Annotated in this window: 22 protein-coding genes; 8 read left to right on the forward strand and 14 right to left on the reverse strand. The window is 64.7% G+C overall.

Annotation, left to right across the window (positions count from 1 at the left end; all coding sequences use genetic code 11):
• The first annotated feature begins 75 nt into the window (after positions 1–75).
• From I6F36_RS11910 to I6F36_RS11920, 3 genes are all read left to right on the forward strand, one after another.
• Entirely contained in the window at positions 76–282 is a 207-nt protein-coding gene (locus I6F36_RS11910) for a YdcH family protein (RefSeq protein WP_008546179.1), read from the forward strand.
• A 131-nt stretch (positions 283–413) separates the two neighbouring features.
• Positions 414–632, forward strand: a complete 219-nt coding sequence (locus tag I6F36_RS11915; protein ID WP_035998725.1) for a hypothetical protein — start codon at positions 414–416, stop codon at positions 630–632.
• Between the two features lie 22 nt (positions 633–654).
• Positions 655–906, forward strand: coding sequence for a hypothetical protein (locus I6F36_RS11920; protein ID WP_036021965.1), 252 nt, complete (start codon positions 655–657; stop codon positions 904–906).
• A gap of 1 nt (position 907) precedes the next feature.
• Here the strand turns inward: I6F36_RS11920 and I6F36_RS11925 are convergent, their stop codons facing one another.
• Positions 908–1,615: a GGDEF domain-containing protein gene (locus I6F36_RS11925; protein WP_225112934.1), complete on the reverse strand. Its 708-nt coding sequence runs from the start codon at positions 1,613–1,615 to the stop codon at positions 908–910.
• A gap of 142 nt (positions 1,616–1,757) precedes the next feature.
• On the opposite strand from I6F36_RS11925, the gene purE reads away from it, so the two are divergent.
• Both purE and I6F36_RS11935 read left to right on the forward strand, forming a co-directional pair.
• The gene (purE, locus tag I6F36_RS11930) at positions 1,758–2,246 is read left to right on the forward strand and encodes a 5-(carboxyamino)imidazole ribonucleotide mutase (RefSeq protein ID WP_036021962.1); all 489 of its coding nucleotides are present in this window, start codon (positions 1,758–1,760) and stop codon (positions 2,244–2,246) included.
• On the forward strand, positions 2,243–3,349 hold the full coding sequence (locus I6F36_RS11935; protein ID WP_036021959.1) for a 5-(carboxyamino)imidazole ribonucleotide synthase: 1,107 nt from the start codon (positions 2,243–2,245) through the stop codon (positions 3,347–3,349). The genes purE and I6F36_RS11935 overlap by 4 nt, the downstream gene beginning before the upstream one ends.
• A 42-nt stretch (positions 3,350–3,391) precedes the next feature.
• Here I6F36_RS11935 and aqpZ read toward each other — a convergent pair whose 3' ends face one another.
• Positions 3,392–4,114 (reverse strand): aquaporin Z, encoded by a 723-nt coding sequence (gene aqpZ, locus I6F36_RS11940; RefSeq protein ID WP_035998714.1) that lies wholly within the window; start codon positions 4,112–4,114, stop codon positions 3,392–3,394.
• Positions 4,115–4,373: 259 nt separating this feature from the next.
• Here aqpZ and rpsU point away from each other — a divergent pair, with 259 nt between their 5' ends.
• Positions 4,374–4,670, forward strand: coding sequence for a 30S ribosomal protein S21 (gene rpsU, locus I6F36_RS11945; RefSeq protein ID WP_008546194.1), 297 nt, complete (start codon positions 4,374–4,376; stop codon positions 4,668–4,670).
• A gap of 101 nt (positions 4,671–4,771) precedes the next feature.
• Positions 4,772–5,422: a tetratricopeptide repeat protein gene (locus tag I6F36_RS11950; protein ID WP_225171487.1), complete on the forward strand. Its 651-nt coding sequence runs from the start codon at positions 4,772–4,774 to the stop codon at positions 5,420–5,422.
• 26 nt (positions 5,423–5,448) lie between these two features.
• Here I6F36_RS11950 and I6F36_RS11955 read toward each other — a convergent pair whose 3' ends face one another.
• From I6F36_RS11955 to I6F36_RS12010, 12 genes are all read right to left on the reverse strand, one after another.
• Entirely contained in the window at positions 5,449–6,354 is a 906-nt protein-coding gene (locus I6F36_RS11955; RefSeq protein WP_036021950.1) for a hypothetical protein, read from the reverse strand.
• 93 nt (positions 6,355–6,447) lie between these two features.
• Positions 6,448–6,732: a cupin domain-containing protein gene (locus I6F36_RS11960; RefSeq protein ID WP_035998690.1), complete on the reverse strand. Its 285-nt coding sequence runs from the start codon at positions 6,730–6,732 to the stop codon at positions 6,448–6,450.
• A 12-nt stretch (positions 6,733–6,744) separates the two neighbouring features.
• Positions 6,745–7,842 (reverse strand): calcium:proton antiporter, encoded by a 1,098-nt coding sequence (locus I6F36_RS11965; protein WP_225171488.1) that lies wholly within the window; start codon positions 7,840–7,842, stop codon positions 6,745–6,747.
• 48 nt (positions 7,843–7,890) lie between these two features.
• Positions 7,891–9,318, reverse strand: coding sequence for a sodium:proton antiporter (locus tag I6F36_RS11970; RefSeq protein WP_225139249.1), 1,428 nt, complete (start codon positions 9,316–9,318; stop codon positions 7,891–7,893).
• 4 nt (positions 9,319–9,322) lie between these two features.
• Positions 9,323–10,120: an alpha/beta hydrolase gene (locus I6F36_RS11975; protein ID WP_035998702.1), complete on the reverse strand. Its 798-nt coding sequence runs from the start codon at positions 10,118–10,120 to the stop codon at positions 9,323–9,325.
• Between the two features lie 211 nt (positions 10,121–10,331).
• Entirely contained in the window at positions 10,332–11,729 is a 1,398-nt protein-coding gene (locus I6F36_RS11980; RefSeq protein ID WP_225171489.1) for an NAD(P)(+) transhydrogenase (Re/Si-specific) subunit beta, read from the reverse strand.
• A gap of 39 nt (positions 11,730–11,768) precedes the next feature.
• Complete coding sequence (locus I6F36_RS11985) at positions 11,769–12,086, reverse strand: proton-translocating transhydrogenase family protein (RefSeq protein WP_035998681.1); 318 nt, start codon at positions 12,084–12,086, stop codon at positions 11,769–11,771.
• Between the two features lie 12 nt (positions 12,087–12,098).
• Positions 12,099–13,226: a Re/Si-specific NAD(P)(+) transhydrogenase subunit alpha gene (locus I6F36_RS11990; RefSeq protein WP_036021943.1), complete on the reverse strand. Its 1,128-nt coding sequence runs from the start codon at positions 13,224–13,226 to the stop codon at positions 12,099–12,101.
• A gap of 140 nt (positions 13,227–13,366) precedes the next feature.
• A complete protein-coding gene (locus tag I6F36_RS11995) occupies positions 13,367–13,519 on the reverse strand; it encodes an aa3-type cytochrome c oxidase subunit IV (RefSeq protein ID WP_035998674.1) in 153 nt (50 codons plus the stop codon).
• A gap of 97 nt (positions 13,520–13,616) precedes the next feature.
• Entirely contained in the window at positions 13,617–14,012 is a 396-nt protein-coding gene (locus tag I6F36_RS12000) for a type II toxin-antitoxin system death-on-curing family toxin (RefSeq protein WP_074447732.1), read from the reverse strand.
• A 12-nt stretch (positions 14,013–14,024) separates the two neighbouring features.
• Positions 14,025–14,249: an AbrB family transcriptional regulator gene (locus tag I6F36_RS12005; RefSeq protein WP_035998672.1), complete on the reverse strand. Its 225-nt coding sequence runs from the start codon at positions 14,247–14,249 to the stop codon at positions 14,025–14,027.
• A gap of 81 nt (positions 14,250–14,330) precedes the next feature.
• A complete protein-coding gene (locus tag I6F36_RS12010; RefSeq protein WP_225126286.1) occupies positions 14,331–16,268 on the reverse strand; it encodes a M3 family oligoendopeptidase in 1,938 nt (645 codons plus the stop codon).
• Positions 16,269–16,395: 127 nt separating this feature from the next.
• On the opposite strand from I6F36_RS12010, the gene I6F36_RS12020 reads away from it, so the two are divergent.
• The gene (locus I6F36_RS12020; protein ID WP_057028054.1) at positions 16,396–17,892 is read left to right on the forward strand and encodes a sigma-54 dependent transcriptional regulator; all 1,497 of its coding nucleotides are present in this window, start codon (positions 16,396–16,398) and stop codon (positions 17,890–17,892) included.
• Positions 17,893–18,017: the final 125 nt, after the last annotated feature.

Consider the following 18,017-nt stretch of genomic DNA (forward strand, 5'->3'; position numbering starts at 1 on the left):
GGCGCAAGGACGATAATTTCCACAGGGCATCCACAGCCCGGATCTCACGCCTATCGGTTTTCGGCCACCGCAGACATGACCAATGAAGATGAGCGTGAGCTCGAAGCCGAGCTCACCCGGTTGCAGCAGGAACACCGAGATCTCGATGCGGCGATCGATGCATTGCATCAATCGCCCGCCCCCGACCTGTTGCGGTTACAGCGCCTGAAGAAGCGCAAGCTGTTGTTGCGCGACCGCATCGCGTTCATCGAAGACCAGATCACCCCCGACATCATCGCCTGACCGTGAGCCGGTCTTGCGCGGCGCCCCGCCGCTTCCGAATCCGCTTGACTCAATAAGAACAAAATAGGAACATTCGCGGGCGCCCCAACACCTCAGAGAACGCTCAAGGACAACACACGAGGACAACGCAGATGTCGGCAACCGCCCTTTTCGACAACAGCCATTACGAACAGGCCTGCGATCAGGCGATCGCGATGTGCGACGGCAATCTGCGCAGCACCATCAAGGCGCTGATCATGGCCAACGAATATCTGGAAGCCGAGCTGGAGGAATTGCAGGCGGCGATTTCAGCCGGCTGCATTCCGGAGATCTCGCGCAGCAAGATGCGGAGCAAGAGCAGCGCCGCATAATCTTCAACCTTGGAGCAACGCCATGTCGGATGTGACCTATTACGTTGCAATGCCCTTCTTGATCGATGACGACGGATCACCCGTCGCAGGCGCTGCAGAGGAGTGTCAGTCCTCGACGGCGGCGCTGCGACGCGCAGAGATGCTGGCGCGCGGCGCCGGCCATATCGGCGCGATCGCGTTCAGCCGCAGCGGCGATCCCATGACCGGCGAATTCGGCGACGCGACGCTGCTGCGCAAGTTCGGCAACGTGCCGGAAGATCTTGCCACCCTCTAGACTAGCGCTCGCCGCCGACCAGCCTGATCCGCGGCTCGTGCCGGCGGCTCGCCTTGCGCACATACATGGCGGCATCCGCCTCCTCCAGGGCGCGGCCTGCAGCGGATTGCGGACCGAGCAGCGCGACGCCGGCCGAGGCGCCCGCGGCCACGTGCTGGCCGCGAAAAACGAATGACAATTCGTCGATCGCCTGCTCCAAGGCCGCAGCCTTGACCTTCGCATCGGTCTCGCTGAGATTCCAGAGCAGCAGCGCGAACTCGTCGCCCCCGAGCCGGCCGACCACGTCGGAGGCGCGGATCTGTCGCGTCAGCGTGGCGACAATCGCCTTGAGCACCTCATCGCCGGCGGCATGACCGAAGGAATCGTTGATCGGCTTCAGCCGATCGACGTCGAGCACGATCAGCGCCCCGCTGGCGCGGTAGCGCTTCATATAGGCGATGGCGCGCGCGAGCTCGCGCTCGAAACCGCGCCGGTTGGGAATCCCGAGCAGGAAATCGGTATCGGCGGCCGCCTCGAGCTCCGAGATCCGCAACAGGGCCGCCTTGAGCTTGCTCCTGAGGCCGCGGATGATCGCCTTGCCGTCATCGGCAGCCGGCGCTCTGCGCAAGGCCGGTTTGGCCGCGCGGCTCGAAACGGCTTTGGATCGGGCGGCGCTCATGTTCCGGCCCTTTCTGGCCTTCGCAGGGCTCGCCCTTTTCGGTTTCTTCATGGGCATCGTGCTCAATGAAGGCTTGCGGGGATTCACCAAGACAGGATAGTGGATTCCCTTCTCCTTGCCACCGCCTTGCGAGCCGCCGGCCGGAATCATTAATCTGGCCTATCTCTCTGTTTTTCTGGGCACAATTGACGTCATGACCGCGCCGATCGCCATCATCATGGGAAGCCAGTCGGACTGGGACACGATGCGGCACGCCGCCGACACGCTTGACGCGCTCGGCATTGCTGCCGACAGCCGCATCGTCTCGGCCCACCGCACGCCCGACCGGCTGTTCGCATTCGCCAAGGGTGCCAAGGCCGCAGGCTACAAGATTATCATCGCCGGCGCCGGTGGCGCGGCCCATCTGCCCGGCATGGCGGCGGCGCTGACGGAACTCCCTGTGTTTGGTGTTCCCGTCGAATCCAAGACGCTCAGGGGCGTCGATTCGCTCTATTCGATCGTCCAGATGCCCGCGGGCATTCCGGTCGGCACCCTCGCCATCGGCAAGGCCGGCGCGATCAATGCCGCGCTGCTGGCAGCCGCCGTGCTGGCATTGTCCGACCCCGCCCTGTCGGATCGCCTCGCCGCCTGGCGCAAGGCCCAGACCGAGGCGGTCGCCGAGCGGCCGGAGGACAAGGCGTGACGGACACCAGGCACGTGAAGCTGAAGCCCGGTGACACCATCGGAATCCTCGGCGGCGGACAATTGGGCCGGATGCTTGCCATGGCCGCGGCGCGACTCGGCCTGCGCTGCCAGGTGTTCTCGCCCGATCCGGATTCACCGGCCTTCGACGTCGTGCTGAACGCGACCTGCGCCGAATATGCCGACGTCGAGGCGCTCGAATTGTTCGCGCATGATGTCGACGTCATCACCTACGAATTCGAGAACGTGCCGGCGGCAGCCGCGCTGGTATTGGACGCGCGCCGCCCGGTGCTGCCCAACCGCAAGATCCTCGAGACGACCCAGGACCGGCTCGCCGAGAAGGATTTCGTGACGAAGCTCGGGATCGGCACTGCCGCCTACGCCGACGTCACCTCCGTCTCCTCGCTGCGCGAGGCGATCGCCAGGATCGGCCTTCCAGCGGTGCTGAAAACCCGCCGCTTCGGCTATGACGGCAAGGGCCAGGCCATCATCCGCGAGGGCGACGACATCGCGAAGGTGTGGACCAGCCTCGCCACCAAATCGGCGATCCTGGAGGCCTTCGTGCCCTACGAGCGCGAGATCTCCGTGATCGCCGCGCGCGCGGCCACGGGCGAGGTCGAGTGCTTCGACGTCACCGAGAACGAGCACCGCGACCACATCCTGAAGATATCGCGTGCGCCCGCGCCGATTCCTGACGCGCTCGCCGAGGAGGCGCGCAGCATCGCGAGCAAAATCGCAAGCGCGCTCGACTATGTCGGCGTGCTCGCGGTCGAGATGTTCGTGCTGGCAGGCGGCACCGGACCGAAGGTGCTGGTCAACGAGATCGCGCCGCGCGTGCACAATTCCGGGCACTGGACGCTCGACGGCGCCTCCGTCTCACAGTTCGAGCAGCACATCCGCGCCATCGCCGGCTGGCCGCTCGGCAAGCCGGTGCGCCACGGCGAGGTCGTCACCATGACCAACCTGATCGGCGACGAGATCAACGATTACGAAAAGTGGCTGAGCGTGCCGGGCGCGACCGTGCACATCTACGGCAAGGGCGCGCCGCGCCCCGGCCGCAAGATGGGCCACGTGACAGAAGTCAGGCCGCCCCGGGACAAGTGACGGGATCGCAGCAAGAGCTGCAATCCCGCCGGGTGATTGTGACTACGCCGTCTTCACGCCCGCAACGACGCCGCTGGGCTCCTCGCTGAGCCAGCGATAGATCACCCCGCCGAGCGCGCCGCCGATCAGCGGCGCGACCCAGAACAGCCACAGCTGCGACAGCGCCCAGCCGCCGACGAACAACGCCGGGCCGGTGCTGCGCGCCGGGTTCACCGAGGTGTTGGTGACGGGAATGCTGACGAGGTGGATCATCACCAGCGCGAGCCCGATCGCCAGCGGAGCGAAACCCGCCGGCGCGCGCCCATGGGTCGCCCCCATGATGATGAACAGGAACATCATGGTCATCACCACCTCGGTGAGGAAGCCGGCCATCATGCTGTACTGACCGGGCGAATGCGCGCCATAGCCGTTGGAGGCGAAGCCCTTGCTGACGTCGAAGCCGGGCGCCCCACTCGCAATGACATAGAGCAGCGATGCGGCGACAATCGCGCCCGCCACCTGGGCGATCACATAAGGCAGGATCTGGCCGGCCGGAAAGCGGCCGCCTGCGGCGAGACCGACCGTGACGGCCGGATTCAGATGGCACCCGGAGATGTGGCCGATCGCGTAGGCCATGGTGACGACGCTCAATCCGAAAGCCAGGGACACGCCGACCAACCCGATCCCGACCTGCGGGAAGCCGGCGGCGATCACCGCGCTTCCGCAGCCCGCGAATGTCAGCCAGAAGGTGCCGATGGCTTCGGCAGCATATTTTTTGATGTCCATTGTAGTCCCTCATTGCAAAGATTCCGGAACAAAGCTCCGGTGCGGCCCCGTCCTCGGCGCCAAATCGCCCAAATCGGGGCCGCATGGAGGTATTTTCGCCGCATTTAATGGCCGAACTTGGCCCGAAAATCCGCTTGGCCGGTGGACATCTGCGGTTTTGTCTGATACATCCGCGCGCTCAAGGTTAAGGGCTTGCGCGTTTCGCCATCCCCTTTGACTTACCAGAATTCAAATCCGATCCACCTGAAGAGGATGCCGCGTGCAGGTTCTCGTTCGCGATAACAATGTTGATCAAGCCCTCAAGGCGCTGAAGAAGAAGATGCAGCGCGAGGGAATTTTCCGCGAGATGAAGCTCCGCGGTCATTACGAGAAGCCCTCCGAGAAGAAGGCCCGCGAAAAGGCCGAGGCCGTGCGCCGCGCGCGCAAGCTGGCCCGCAAGAAGCTGCAGCGCGAAGGCCTGCTGCCGATGAAGCCGAAGCCGGTGTTCGGCGCCGGCCCGGGCGGTGATCGCGGCGGTCGTGGCGGCCCCGGTGCAGGTCCGCGCGGACCGCGCTGAGCCGATTCAGCAAGACTTTAGTTTTCGATGACGCGGGCCCCGGGCCCGCGTTATTGTTTTGAGGACTTGTCGGATCAAGCTCTAGCGCGAGCCAACCGTAGATGGCCTCCCCTTTCTCCCAGCGCGGCCTTCCGCGACGGCGCCGGATCTGGCAGCCGCCGCTCGCGGCGGCCCTGACGGGGATCGTGCTGGGCGGCTGCTCGTTCGATCTGGGATCACTGATGCCGGAGAAGGACAAGCCGCAGGAGGCCCCCAAGGCCGCCGCGCCGGCCGAGAGCGCGGTGAGCGCCGGCAACGTCACCGAAGCCCAGGCCCATACCGCGAAGGCTCAGTCTCTGGCGAAGTCAGGCGAGGCCGCGGCAGCGCTCGACGAGTTCAATCGCGCGATCGGCCTCGATCCCTACAATGCGCAGGCGCTCTATGGCCGCGCCCTGATCTACCAGGGCAACAACCAGCACGACTTCGCGATCGCCGATTTCAGCGCCGCCAGCGGACTCAACCCGCAAAAGGCCGAGCCGCTGCTGGGCCGCGCCAACAGCTATCTCGCGCTCGGCAAGGTCAAGGAGGCCACAGCCGATCTCGACGAAGCCTCCGAGGCCGATCCGAACAATGCCCAGGTCTGGACCGCGCGCGGTCAGGTCTATGAGCGCTTGGGCGACAAAGCCAAGGCGGCGGCGTCCTACACCAAGGCGGTTGCGCTTCGTCCACGCGACGAACCCGCTCGCAGCGGTCTCGCCCGCGTCGGCGGCTGACGGTTTGGCGGAGGCTGAGCGGAGTTCTAGTCGGGCGTGGCGCTCTTGGGCAGAACGGCGTTGAACATCGACTTCATGCCCGACAGCATCTCGTCGGCGACATTGGTCTTCTTCGGCCGCGGCAGGGCGGCGCCCGCATCGGCACGCAGGTCGAGCGGCGGTGCGATGACCGGCACGGGAATGTCGGCCGGCGGCGTCACCCGATTAGGATCATCGTTGCCGATCGAGGCCGTGTAGGGCGGATTGGAGCCCCCATTGCCATAGGCCTCGGGTGAGGGCGTCGAGACATTGATCGGCGGCGGCAGCGGACGGACTGGAGACGGCTCCACATTCACGACACGCGGAGCCTCCGGCGTGCGGGCGGCGTCCCGCACCGCAGGCTCAGCCGGCTTGGTCTCCGACGCGCGAGCCTCGGCAGGCTTGGTTTCCGACGACCTGGCCTCGGCAGCCTTGCCCTCGGGCGACTTGCGCAGGCGCTCGATCGCAGCACGCGCCAGATCGTTGGCGTCGGGAGCCGCGGAAGCCGCCGTCGGGGCCGAATTGGCCTCAACCACGGGAGCAGAAGCCGCCGGTGCGGATTTCGCCGCGGCCTTGTCGCGGGCAGAGGGACGTCCGCGCGGACCGGTGTCAGCGGGAGCGACGTCTGCGGCCTTGGTCTCGGCGGCCGGCGGATGATCGACCGGCTTCTCGACCGCCGCCTTATCCGTCACGCTCTTCTCGGGGATGCCCTTGGCCTTGACGCCGGAGGCGGGAAGGTTGGCGGTATCGGTGGGTTTGCCGTCGCTGCCGGTCTGGGCAGGCGCGGTCACGGCGGCTGGGGTGTCGGCGGCCGGCTTGGCGTTGATGTAATGATTGACGATGTAGGCCCCGATGATCGTCGCGAGCACCGAGGGGAAAATATCCATCGAAATTTTTGCGAGGTATTTCAGCATTCCGACCACACTCCCCGCGCGACCTGATGCGGGAACTTTAGGGCATTGTGAGGGATCAACTGCGACGGATCGATGGCAAACGGTGGCGCGACCCTAGCGTTTCAGCTCAATTTCAAGGAACACGATCTCAGTTGAGGTTTCGTTAAGTACGTCATGCTGGACGCCGGCCTTGCGGAAATAGGATTTCCCGGCGGCAAGCTGCGCCTTGGACCTTTCGCCATTGGGCGCGACGATGGTCATCTCGCCGGCGGCGAGCGGAACGATCACATAGTCCATGCCATGGGTGTGATGGCCGGTGGCGCTGCCGGGGGCAAGCCGCCATTCCGTCACCCGGACCTCTTCGTTGTCGACCTGAACCTCGGACTGGGCGGCAAGCACCGGGAGCTCCTTCTAGGGTACGAAAACCATGAACACGTAGACGGCAAATACCACCATATGCACCAGGCCGAACAGGACATTGGTCCTGCCCGTGCCGAAGGTCAGCATGCTCAGGAAGAAGGTCAGCAGCAGGAGCACGCTGCCCTGGGCGCCGAGGCCGAGCTCGAGCTCCTTGTCGAGCGCGTAAGTGGCGACGCCGACGGCAGGAATGGTCAGGCCGATGGTCGCCAGCGACGATCCCAGAGCGAGGTTGATGCTCTTCTGGAGGTCGTTCTGGCGGGCCGCCGAGACGGCCGCGACGCCTTCCGGCATCAGGATCAGAAGCGCGACCAGAAGCCCGGCAAAGGCCGGCGGCGCGCCAATCTTGGCCGCGACGGCGTCGACCACCAGCGAGAATTTCTTGGAGAGCAGCACGACCGCCAGCAGCGCGATCAGCAGCAGCACGACGCTGAGCACCAGCATCCTGCCCGACAGATGCACCTCGCCGCTGCCGGCGTACGCCCGCTCGTGGACGAAGTAATCCTTGTGCAGGACCGTCTGGGTGTAGAGAAACACCGCATAGAGCGCCAGCGTGACCACGTCGACGAAGCCGAGCTGGACCGCCGAATAGACAGGCCCCGGCGTGGTGGTGGTGTAGTTCGGCAGGATCAGCGTGATGGTCGCGAGCGCGAACAGGACGCTGAGATAGACGTTGGCGCCGGAGAGCTGAAAACCCTGCTCGCGATAGCGCAGGCCGCCGATGAAGATGCAGAGCCCGACGAGGCCGTTGCAGACGATCATGACCACGGCGAACACGGTGTCGCGCGCCAGTGCCGGGGCAGGCTTGTCGCCCAGCATGATCGTGGTGATCAGCGCGACCTCGATGATGGTCACCGAGAGCGTCAGCACCAGCGTGCCGTAGGGTTCGCCGACCCGCTCCGCGATCACCTCGGCATGATGAACCGCCGCGAACACCGTGCCGAACAGGATGACCAGAAGGACGACGGTGAAGAGAAGACCGCCAAACGACAGCGTGAAGACGTGATCCGTGGCGCTGACGGCTGCGAACAACAGCAGGGCCAGCGCCGGAAAGACCCAGGCCGACCGGGGCATCGGATCATGCGCGCTCATCATCGGCTCCAACTACGAAAGCGAGCAATAGCAAATCGGCCGGCGGATTCAATGCCAGTGCAGGATCGGTGCGACCGGCAGGAACGTCAGCAACAGGAACAGCGGGATCAGCACGGCGCCGGCGCGCAGGAGATAACCGAAGAAGCTCGGCATCGCGACGCCGTTCTCGCGGGCGATGCTGCTCACCATGAAGTTCGGCGCGTTGCCGATATAGGTGAGTGCTCCCATGTAGACCGCTCCCATGGAGATCGAGGCGAGCGTGCCCGAGAGCTGATGCATCAGCACCTGCGGATTGCCGCCGGCGAGCTCGAAGAACAGCAGATAGGTCGGCGCATTGTCGAGGAACGCGGACATCAGGCCGGTGAACCAGAAATAAACGACCTCGCGCGGCGCGCCATCCGGCGCCGTCACCGCCGACAGCAGCCAGGCGAACGCGCCGTGATGGCCGGCATTGAGCATGGCAATGACCGGGATGATGGCGACGAAGATGCCCGCGAACAGTTTTGCGACCTCGCGGATCGGCTCCCAGGTGAAGCCGTTGGCCTGCCTGTGCTCGTCGGGCGTCAGCCACACCGACAGCGCCGCGATGGCCAGCAGCGCCAGGTTGCGCGCGACGTCCTCCAGCTCCAGCTTGGTACCGAAAATGTCGAAGGCAATGTCGGGCCTCCACATCGCCGAAGCGAGAAGGCTGGCGACGATGGCTGCGATCAGCACCAGATTGACGAGGCCGCGGATGCGCAACGGCTCTCCCCGGCCTGTGTCGGCGGGCGGCGGCTCACTGCGAAAGCGCCAGACGTCGACGACGGCGAAGATCGCGAGCAGCAGGACGGCGACGAGTGCGGTCTGCAACCAGATGGTCCGCGTGGTCCAGAAGAAGTCAACGCCATGCAGGAAGCCGACGAACAGCGGGGGATCGCCGAGCGGGCTCAGCGCGCCGCCGACGTTGGCCACCAGGATGATGAAGAAGATGACGACATGGGTGTTGTGGCGCCGCTGCCGGTTGGCGCGGATCAAGGGGCGGATCAGGATCATCGCGGCACCCGTGGTGCCGACGATGCTCGCCCCCAGCGTGCCGAGCGCGAGGATGCCGACATTCGCCGCCGGCGTGCCCTTGATGTCGCCGGTGATGAGGATGCCGCCGGCCACGACATAGAGAGCGAACAGCAGCACGATGAAGCCGAGATATTCGGCGAGCATGGCATGGACCAGCGCCGCCAAGGTCGCCGCGCCGCCGGCAAAGACGACGAGCGCGGCGAGCGCCAGCAGCGACCAGGCGGCGGTGATCTTGCCGTAGTGGTGATGCCAGATCTTCGGCAACAGCAGCGGCCCCATTGCAATCGACAGCAACAAGCCGGCAAAGGGCAGCGCATAGGGCCAGCGCATCGCCGCACCATCGAGGCCGGTCGCGGCAAGCGCATTCTGCGGCAGAAGCGTCAAGCAGGAGGCAGCGAGCGCGGGGATGTAACGTTGAGCCAAGCCGTCAGCCGCCAATGAAGCCTCTCGCCGTTTCGATCGCGCCATATTGATCGAGATCGTCGTGCCCGCCGCCCTCGATGCGAACGAACCGCTTGGGCTCGCGGGCGAGCGCGAACAGACGCTCTCCGAAGACGATCGAAATGACAAGGTCATTGGTGCCATGCATGACGAGCAGCGGCACCGTGACGCGCGACATGCGCTGGTCCGAATGGAACGGGTCGCGCATCAGAAGGCGGACCGGAACGAACCAGAACGATGACCCCGCAATGTCGGCCGTCGACGTATAGGGCGCCTCCAGGATGAGTTTTCCAACGCGATGCTCCGAGGCGAGCGCGACCGCGACGCCCGTCCCGAGCGAAAAGCCCCAGGCGACGATTCGTTCCGCCGCATAGCGCGCGGTGGTGAACGCGTAGGCGGCTGCAGCGTCGCGCAGCAGGCCCTGCTCGCTCGGCATCCCGCTCGAGCCGCCATAGCCGCGATAGGACAGCGCAACGAGGCCGGTGCCGTCGGCAGTCATCGCCTTGAAACGGCCGACGCGGCCGGCGAGAAAATCGCCATTGCCGTGGAAGTAGAGGATCACGGAACGACCGGGCTTGGCCGGCACGTGCCAGACGATGACCTGCTCGCCATCAGACGTGGTCAGGACATGCTCTTGCGCCTCGGGAAGGCCCGCAGCATCGGGTGCGGTGCGGCCGGCGGGCGGGATCGGAAACAGCATCTCGCGCTGGCGGACGTACAGCACGAGGAGACCGGCGCAATAGACGGTCAGGAGCACGATGGCGATCCACTTGACAATGCTCATCATTGCGCGGCCGCTCCCTCGCTTGAGACTAGGGCTTGCGACGGCTCCGCAGCAATTTCATGACGTCGGTCGCAGGCTCGCCGGAACGTCGCGGCAGCTGCACGCCGCCTTGTGGGCAGCGTGCCAGGCGACGCGCTGCTCGCGCACGCCTTGGGCGGCATGCGATCGGACTGGTGCCATTCCTAATTGATGGCCACGGTCCCTCCCCCCGTCACATCGCCTTGACGATGTTCTCGGTGACCTTCTTGGCGTCGCCGAGCAGCATCATGGTGTTGTCGCGGTAGAACAGCGGATTGTCGATACCGGCATAGCCCGACGCCAGCGAGCGCTTGATGAACATCACCGTGCCGGCCTTCCAGACCTGGAGCACCGGCATGCCGTAGATCGGCGAAGTCTTGTCCTCTTCGGCCGCCGGGTTGGTGACGTCGTTGGCGCCGATCACGAAGGCAATGTCGGCCTGCGCGAATTCGGAGTTGATGTCCTCGAGCTCGAACACCTCGTCATAGGGCACGTTGGCTTCGGCCAGCAGCACGTTCATGTGGCCGGGCATGCGGCCGGCGACCGGGTGAATGGCGTATTTCACCTCGACGCCTTCCTTCTTGAGCATGTCCGCCATCTCGCGCAGCGCGTGCTGGGCCTGCGCCACCGCCATGCCGTAGCCGGGCACGATGATGACCTTGGAGGCGTTCTTCATGATGAAGGCCGCATCGTCCGCCGAGCCGAGCTTGGCGGGCTTCTGCTCGCCCGTGGCGCCGCCGGCCGCCGTGGTCTCACCGCCGAAGCCGCCGAGGATGACCGAGATGAAGGACCGGTTCATCGCGTGGCACATGATGTAGGACAGGATCGCGCCCGAGGAACCGACCAGCGCGCCGGTGATGATCAGCGCGGAGTTGCCGAGCGTGAAGCCGATGCCCGCGGCGGCCCAGCCGGAATAGGAGTTCAGCATCGAGATCACGACCGGCATGTCGGCGCCGCCGATCGGGATGATCATGAGCACGCCGAGCGCCAGCGCGATGATGGTGATCATCCAGAAGTCGAACGCGCCGCCGGTGAGGACGAGACGGACGATGAAGAACACCAGCGCGACGGCCAGCGCGATGTTGATGATGTGGCGGAACGGCAGGATGATCGGCGCGCCGCTCATGCGCGCGGACAGCTTCAGGAAGGCGATCACCGAGCCGGTGAAGGTCAGCGCGCCGATGGCGACACCGAGCGACATTTCGACCAGACTTGATGCATGAATGGCGCCAGGCTTGCCGATGTCGAAGGCCTCAGGCGCGTAGAACGCGCCGGCAGCGACCAGCACCGCGGCCATGCCGACCAGCGAGTGGAAGGCGGCGACCAGTTCCGGCATCGAGGTCATCGGCACGCGGCGGGCGATCACCGCGCCGATGCCGCCGCCGATCGCGACCGCGAGGATCACGAGGACCCAGGCCACGCCATCCGCCGGCGGATGGCTCGCCAGCGTGGTGGCGACCGCGATCGCCATGCCGATCATGCCGAACAGATTGCCCTGGCGCGAGGTTGCCGGGCTCGACAGCCCGCGCAGCGACAGGATGAACAGCACCCCCGCCACGAGATACAAGAATGCAGAGAGATTGGCGCTCATCTCAGGTCCCCATTGATCCCTTCAGCCCGAGGTGGCCGCTTACTTCGACTTCTTCTTGTACATCGCCAGCATGCGCTGGGTGACAAGGAAGCCGCCGAAAATGTTCACGCAGGCGAAGACGAGCGCGACGAAGCCAAAGCCGCGCGCCCAGCCCGAGCCGCTCGAAACCATGCCGACGCCGACCGCGAGCAGCGCGCCGACCACGATCACCGAGGAGATCGCGTTGGTCACGCTCATCAGCGGCGTGTGCAGCGCCGGCGTCACCGACCACACCACGAAATAGCCGACGAAGACGGCGAGGACGAAGATCGACAGCCGGAAGATGAAGGGGTCGACGACCTGTGCAGCGTGCTCCATGGCAATCTCTCCTTAAGCTTTCGGCTGGAAGTTCGGGTGGATCACGGCGCCGTCCTTCGTCAGCGCGGTAGCCTTGACGAGTTCGTCGTCCCAGTTGACGGCGAGCTTCTTCTCTTTCTTGTCGACCATGGTCTCGATGAAGGAGAACAGATTGCGCGCGTAGAGGCTGGAGGCCGAGGCCGCAACGCGACCCGCAACGTTGGTGTAGCCGACGATCTTGATGCCATCGAGGTCGACGACTTCGCCGGCCTTGGCGCCCTCGACATTGCCGCCGCGTTCGACGGCGAGATCGACCAGCACCGAGCCGGGCTTCATCGACTTGACCATGTCGGCACTGACGAGCTTCGGCGCCGGGCGGCCCGGAATCAGCGCGGTGGTGATGACGATGTCCTGCTTCTTGATGTGCTCGGCGGTGAGCGCGGCCTGCTTGGCCTGGTATTCTTTCGACATTTCCTTGGCGTAGCCGCCGGCGGTCTGCGCGTTCTTGAACTCCTCGTCCTCGACAGCGAGGAATTTCGCGCCGAGGGATTCCACCTGCTCCTTGGTGGCGGGCCGCACGTCGGTCGCGGTCACGACGGCGCCGAGACGGCGCGCGGTCGCGATCGCCTGGAGGCCGGCGACGCCGACGCCCATCACGAACACCTTTGCGGCAGGCACGGTGCCGGCTGCGGTCATCATCATCGGAAAGGCGCGGCCGAAGGCTTCGGCGCCCTCGATCACGGCGCGGTAGCCGGCGAGGTTGGCCTGCGAGGACAGCACGTCCATCACCTGCGCTCGGGTGATGCGCGGCATCAATTCCATCGCGAAGGCGGCGATGCCGGCATCGGCCATCGTCTTCAGCGCGGCATCGTTGCCGTAGGGGTCCATGATGGCGATGACGAGGGCGCCGCGCTTGTACTGCGCCAGCTCGGATGCCTCAGGGCGCTTCACCTTGATGATGATGTCGGCGTCCTTGAGCGCGTCAGCGCTGACGGTGGCGCCGACCGCGGTGAATTCGGAATCCGGCAGGCCCGATTTGATGCCGGCACCCGGCTCGACGGCGATCTCGGCGCCCAACGCCTTGAACTTCTTCACCGTATCAGGCGAAGCGGCGACCCGCGGCTCCGACGGATCTATTTCTTTGGCAACGGCGATCTTCATAGGCCCTCCGGCGACGCGGACAAAAACGCGCACGCGAACTTAGCGTTACTCCCGCAACGTTTGGATACCGGTTTTGAAACCGGCTTGTATGCAAATTTAATGAGCAGCCGCCGGCGTTGGCGGATGCAGCCGACGATGGATCAGGTCAGAAAGACCGCCATCAGGATCACGATGAGCGCGACCGAGACCGTGCCGTACTTCACCAGCTTGATGAAGCCCTCATAGGTCTGCTCGTGGGCAACGTAGTCGTTGCCGTCGGCGGTGGTGTACGCCACTTCGCTATGGTCAGCCATGGAATGTCCCCAGTCGAACGTCGAATTCTCGGGCTGGGATACCTGAAAGATTTAGACAGGGCAACGGCACCGAGGCGGGGTTTTCCCGCAAATCGGGTCATTTGGAATTCCAATTGTCCCGGATCCATCGCGTCAGACTCTCCTCACTGACTTCGCCGGCGGCGAGGGAGAGGATGATCGTTGTCGCTTCCGCGGGATCGGGGCTGAAAGCTACGCCGTTCTTGCGAAGAAAAGCCATCATGGCCATGAAGGCGATGCGCTTGTTTCCATCGACGAATGCATGATTTTTCGCGAGGCCGAATGCATAGGCTGCAGCGAGTTCGTCCAACGGCGCCTGTTCCGAGCGCCATTTGTTGATCGGGCGCTCCAGCGCCGAGCGCAGCATGCCTTCGTCGCGCAATCCCGGCGCACCGCCGAAGCGCCGGAGCTGTCGACCATGAATTGCGACAGCCTGCTCGTAGGTGACCCAGAGCGGCTCCTGAGGATCGCTCATGCGCATCGCCAGCTATTTTGCGAGCGCAGCGAGCGTGTCGCGATACTTATCCATGATCTCGTCGGCGATCTCCATCGTCCGCTCGAAATCGGGGTCGTAGGGCAGCAGCTGAAAACCACCACCAGGCAATTCCACCACATGCAATTGCTGGCCGCGCTTGAGATCGAGGCGCTGCATCAGCTCGCGTGGCAACAGCAAACCATCCGAATTGCCGATCTTCTTGATCTCAATTTTCATGGCCGACCTCCGGCGCGTTATACACTTGTATAACACAACCAACGGGTCGGTTCAACGGATGTTTTACGGATGGCGAATGCGTCAGCCCATCGCCTCCAGCTCGTCGATCATTCCGGCGATGACGCTGAGCCCGCCGTCCCAGAACTTTGGGTCCTTCGCATCTAACCCGAATGGCCGCAGCAGCTCGGAATAGTGCTTGGTGCCGCCGGCGGCGAGCATGTCGAGATAGCGCTCGGCGAAACCCTCGGCCGCGTTCTCGTAGACGGCATAGAGCGAGTTCACGAGACAGTCGCCGAACGCGTAGGCGTAGACATAGAACGGCGAATGGATGAAGTGCGGGATGTACATCCAGTAGTTCTCGTAGCCCGCCTTGATCTCGATCGCCGGTCCAAGGCTCTCGCCCTGCACCGACAGCCAGATCTCGCCGAGCCGCGTCGCGGTGAGCTCGCCGTTCTTGCGCTCGGTGTGGACCGCACGCTCGAAGGAATAGAACGCGATCTGCCGCACCACGGTGTTGATCATGTCCTCGACCTTGCCAACGAGCAGCGCCTGGCGCTGCTTCGCGCTCTTGGTCTGGGCCAGCAGCCGCTTGAAGGTGAGCATTTCGCCGAACACGCTTGCGGTCTCCGCCAGGGTCAGCGGCGTCGGCGCCATCAGCGCGCCGTTCTTTGCCGCGAGCACCTGATGGACGCCATGGCCGAGCTCATGCGCGAGCGTCATCACGTCGCGCGGCTTGCCCTGGTAGTTCATGAGAACGTAAGGGTGCGCTGACGGCGTGGTCGGATGCGAGAACGCCCCGGGCACCTTGCCCGGCCGGACCGGCGCGTCGATCCAGCGGTCGGTGAAGAAGCGCTCGGCGATATCGGCCATTTTGGGCGAGAAGCCGCGATAGGCCGTCAGCACCATGCTGCGCGCCTCCGGCCAGGCGATGACATCGGTCGCCGCGAAAGGCAGCGGCGCGTTGCGGTCCCAATAGGCCAGCCGCTTCTTGCCGAACCATTTCGCTTTCAGCGCATAATAGCGATGCGACAGTTTCGGATAGGCTGCGCGGACCGAGGCGACCAGCGCATCGACGACCTCGCGCTCGACACGATTGTTCAGATGGCGGGAATCGGCCACGTCCTTGAAGCCGCGCCAGCGGTCGGAGATGTCCTTGTCCTTGGCCAACGTGTTGGTGATCAGCGCAAAGGTGCGCTCATTGGCCTTGAAGGTCTTCGCCAGTGCCTCCGCCGCGCTCTTGCGCTTGGCGCCGTCGCGATCCTGCAGCAGATTCAGCGTCGGCTCGATCGCGAGCTCCTTGGCGCCGACCTTGAAGCGGAGGCTGGAGATGGTCTGATCGAACAGCCGGTTGAAGGCTGAATAGCCGGTCTGCGCCTTCTCCAGGAAAAGCTGCTCCAGCTTGTCGTCGAGCTGGTACGGCTTCTCCTTGCGCAGATCCTCGATCCAGGGACCGTAGTGCGCGAGCTCGGCGGCCTGCATCGCGCGATTCAAAATATCGTCATCGATCCGATTGAGCTCGAGCGCGAAGAACAACAGATGCGTGGACGCCGCCGTCAGCCGCTCGGACACGTCGCCGTAAAACTTTGAAATCGCAGGGTCCACACTGTCGCCGGCATGGACGAGCCCGGCATAGGAGCCGAGACGGCCGGCGAGATCGTCGATCGCCTCATAGCGTCGCACCGCCTCGGCGAGCCACTTTCCGCCATCTTCGTTTGCTGTCCCTGTCGCCAGCTTGCCCCTGTAGTCCGTCTCGAAGGCGACGCAGTCGGCATCCATTCTCTCGAGGTCGCGCGCCACCTCCGGCGCCTCGATCCCGGAATAGAGGTCGGCCAGGTTCCACTCCGGAAGCTTGCCGGTCTTGCTCGCAGCTTTGGAGGGTGCAGCTTTGGAGGGCCTTGCCTTGGGGGCGGATTTTTTGGTGCTTGGCTTGCGGAGAGCGGGCTTGCCGGGAGCGGACTTCTTGAGAGCGGACTTGTTCAAGGCAGATTTGTTCAAGGCGGACTTGGAGCGCGAATTCATTGTGTGGGAAACCTGTGTTCAACAATCGCGGCGGCAGGCGGGGGCATCAAGGTTTAAGCGTGCGTTAATCGGCTTCGGCCAGAGTGCCCCGATTCGAGACAGATAGTAGTAGCGTGCGGGGAACACCATGGCTGCCAGTATTTTGATCGCCGACGACGACGCTGTAGCCCGCCGGCTGGTCGAGAACATGGTGCAGAAATGCGGCTATGAGACGGTCGTCGTGGACTCCGGTGACGCCGCAATTGCCGCCCTCACTGCCCCCGACGGACCGGCCATCGACGCCGTCATCCTCGACCTCGTCATGCCCGGCCTCGACGGCATGGGCGTATTGGCGAAGATCCGCGAAGCCGGCCTGAGCGTCCCCGTCATCGTGCAGACCGCTCATGGCGGTATCGACAACGTGATCTCCGCGATGCGCGCGGGCGCGGCCGATTTTGTCGTCAAGCCGGTCGGCGTCGAGCGGCTCCAGGTCTCGCTTCGCAACGCGCTCAACACGTCCGCGCTCAAGGGGGAATTGCAGCGCATCCGTCACAGCCGCGAAGGACGGCTCACCTTCTCCGACATCATCACCCGCTCCGAAGCGATGACGGGCGTGATGCGCGCCGCCCAGAAGGCGGCAAACTCCGCGATCCCCGTGCTGATCGAGGGCGAGTCCGGCGTCGGCAAGGAGATGTTCGCGCGCGCCATCCATGGCAGCGGCGAGCGCAAGGCCAAGCCGTTCGTTGCGGTCAATTGCGGCGCAATTCCCGACAACCTCGTCGAGTCCATCCTGTTCGGCCATGAGAAGGGCGCCTTCACCGGGGCCACCGAGCGGCACACGGGCAAGTTCGTCGAGGCTCATGGCGGCACGCTGTTTCTGGACGAGGTCAGCGAGCTGCCGCTGACGGCGCAGGTAAAGCTGCTGCGTGCGCTCCAGGAGGGCGCCGTGGAATCGGTCGGCGGCCGCAAGCCGCTCAAGGTCGACGTCCGCATCATCTCGGCCACCAATCGCAAGCTGCTGGAGCGGGTGAAGCAGGGACAATTCCGGGAAGACCTGTTCTACCGGCTGCACGTGCTGCCGCTGACGATCCCCTCGCTGCGCGCGCGGCGTGAGGATATCCCGCACCTGCTCAGGCATTTCATCGCGCGCTTTGCCGCCGAGGAGAACCGCCCGATCACCGGGATCAGCGGCGAGGCGGTGGCCCATCTTGCCCAGCTCGACTGGCCCGGCAACATCCGCCAGCTCGAGAACGCGGTCTATCGCGCCGTGGTGATGAGCGACGGGGACCAGCTTGGTCTCGGCGACTTCCCTCTGCTCGCCTCGCAGGCGCATCCCGTCACGGATATTCCGACCGCTCCGTTGCTGCTCGAGCCGGCGGCGACGCCCTCCGTAGTGTCGGGTAATGAAATACCAATCGCCCCGCTCCCCGCGGTGGGAACGCTGTCTATGCTCACTGCGACCGGGGATGTCCGCCCGCTGGAGGACATGGAGAACGAGATCATCCGTTTCGCGATCTCGCATTATCGCGGCCAGATGTCCGAAGTGGCTCGCCGACTCAAAATCGGCCGCTCGACGCTCTACCGCAAACTCGACGAGGCCGGGGTTCCCGGGCATGGCGGCAAAAGCGGCGAGGAGACGCATTGAGCCCAGTGCGAACGAAGCTTCGCGCGGCGGTGCGAGATCGCTCTAAGCCGTTCGCGTGACGACGGAATTCGTCTGCGATTTGAACCGTGACTTGGAAGTGACAGACAGAGGGAAAAGCGCGTGGC

Source organism: Bradyrhizobium sp. BRP19 (assembly GCF_020194195.1).
In the GTDB taxonomy this organism is placed as follows: domain Bacteria; phylum Pseudomonadota; class Alphaproteobacteria; order Rhizobiales; family Xanthobacteraceae; genus Bradyrhizobium; species Bradyrhizobium yuanmingense.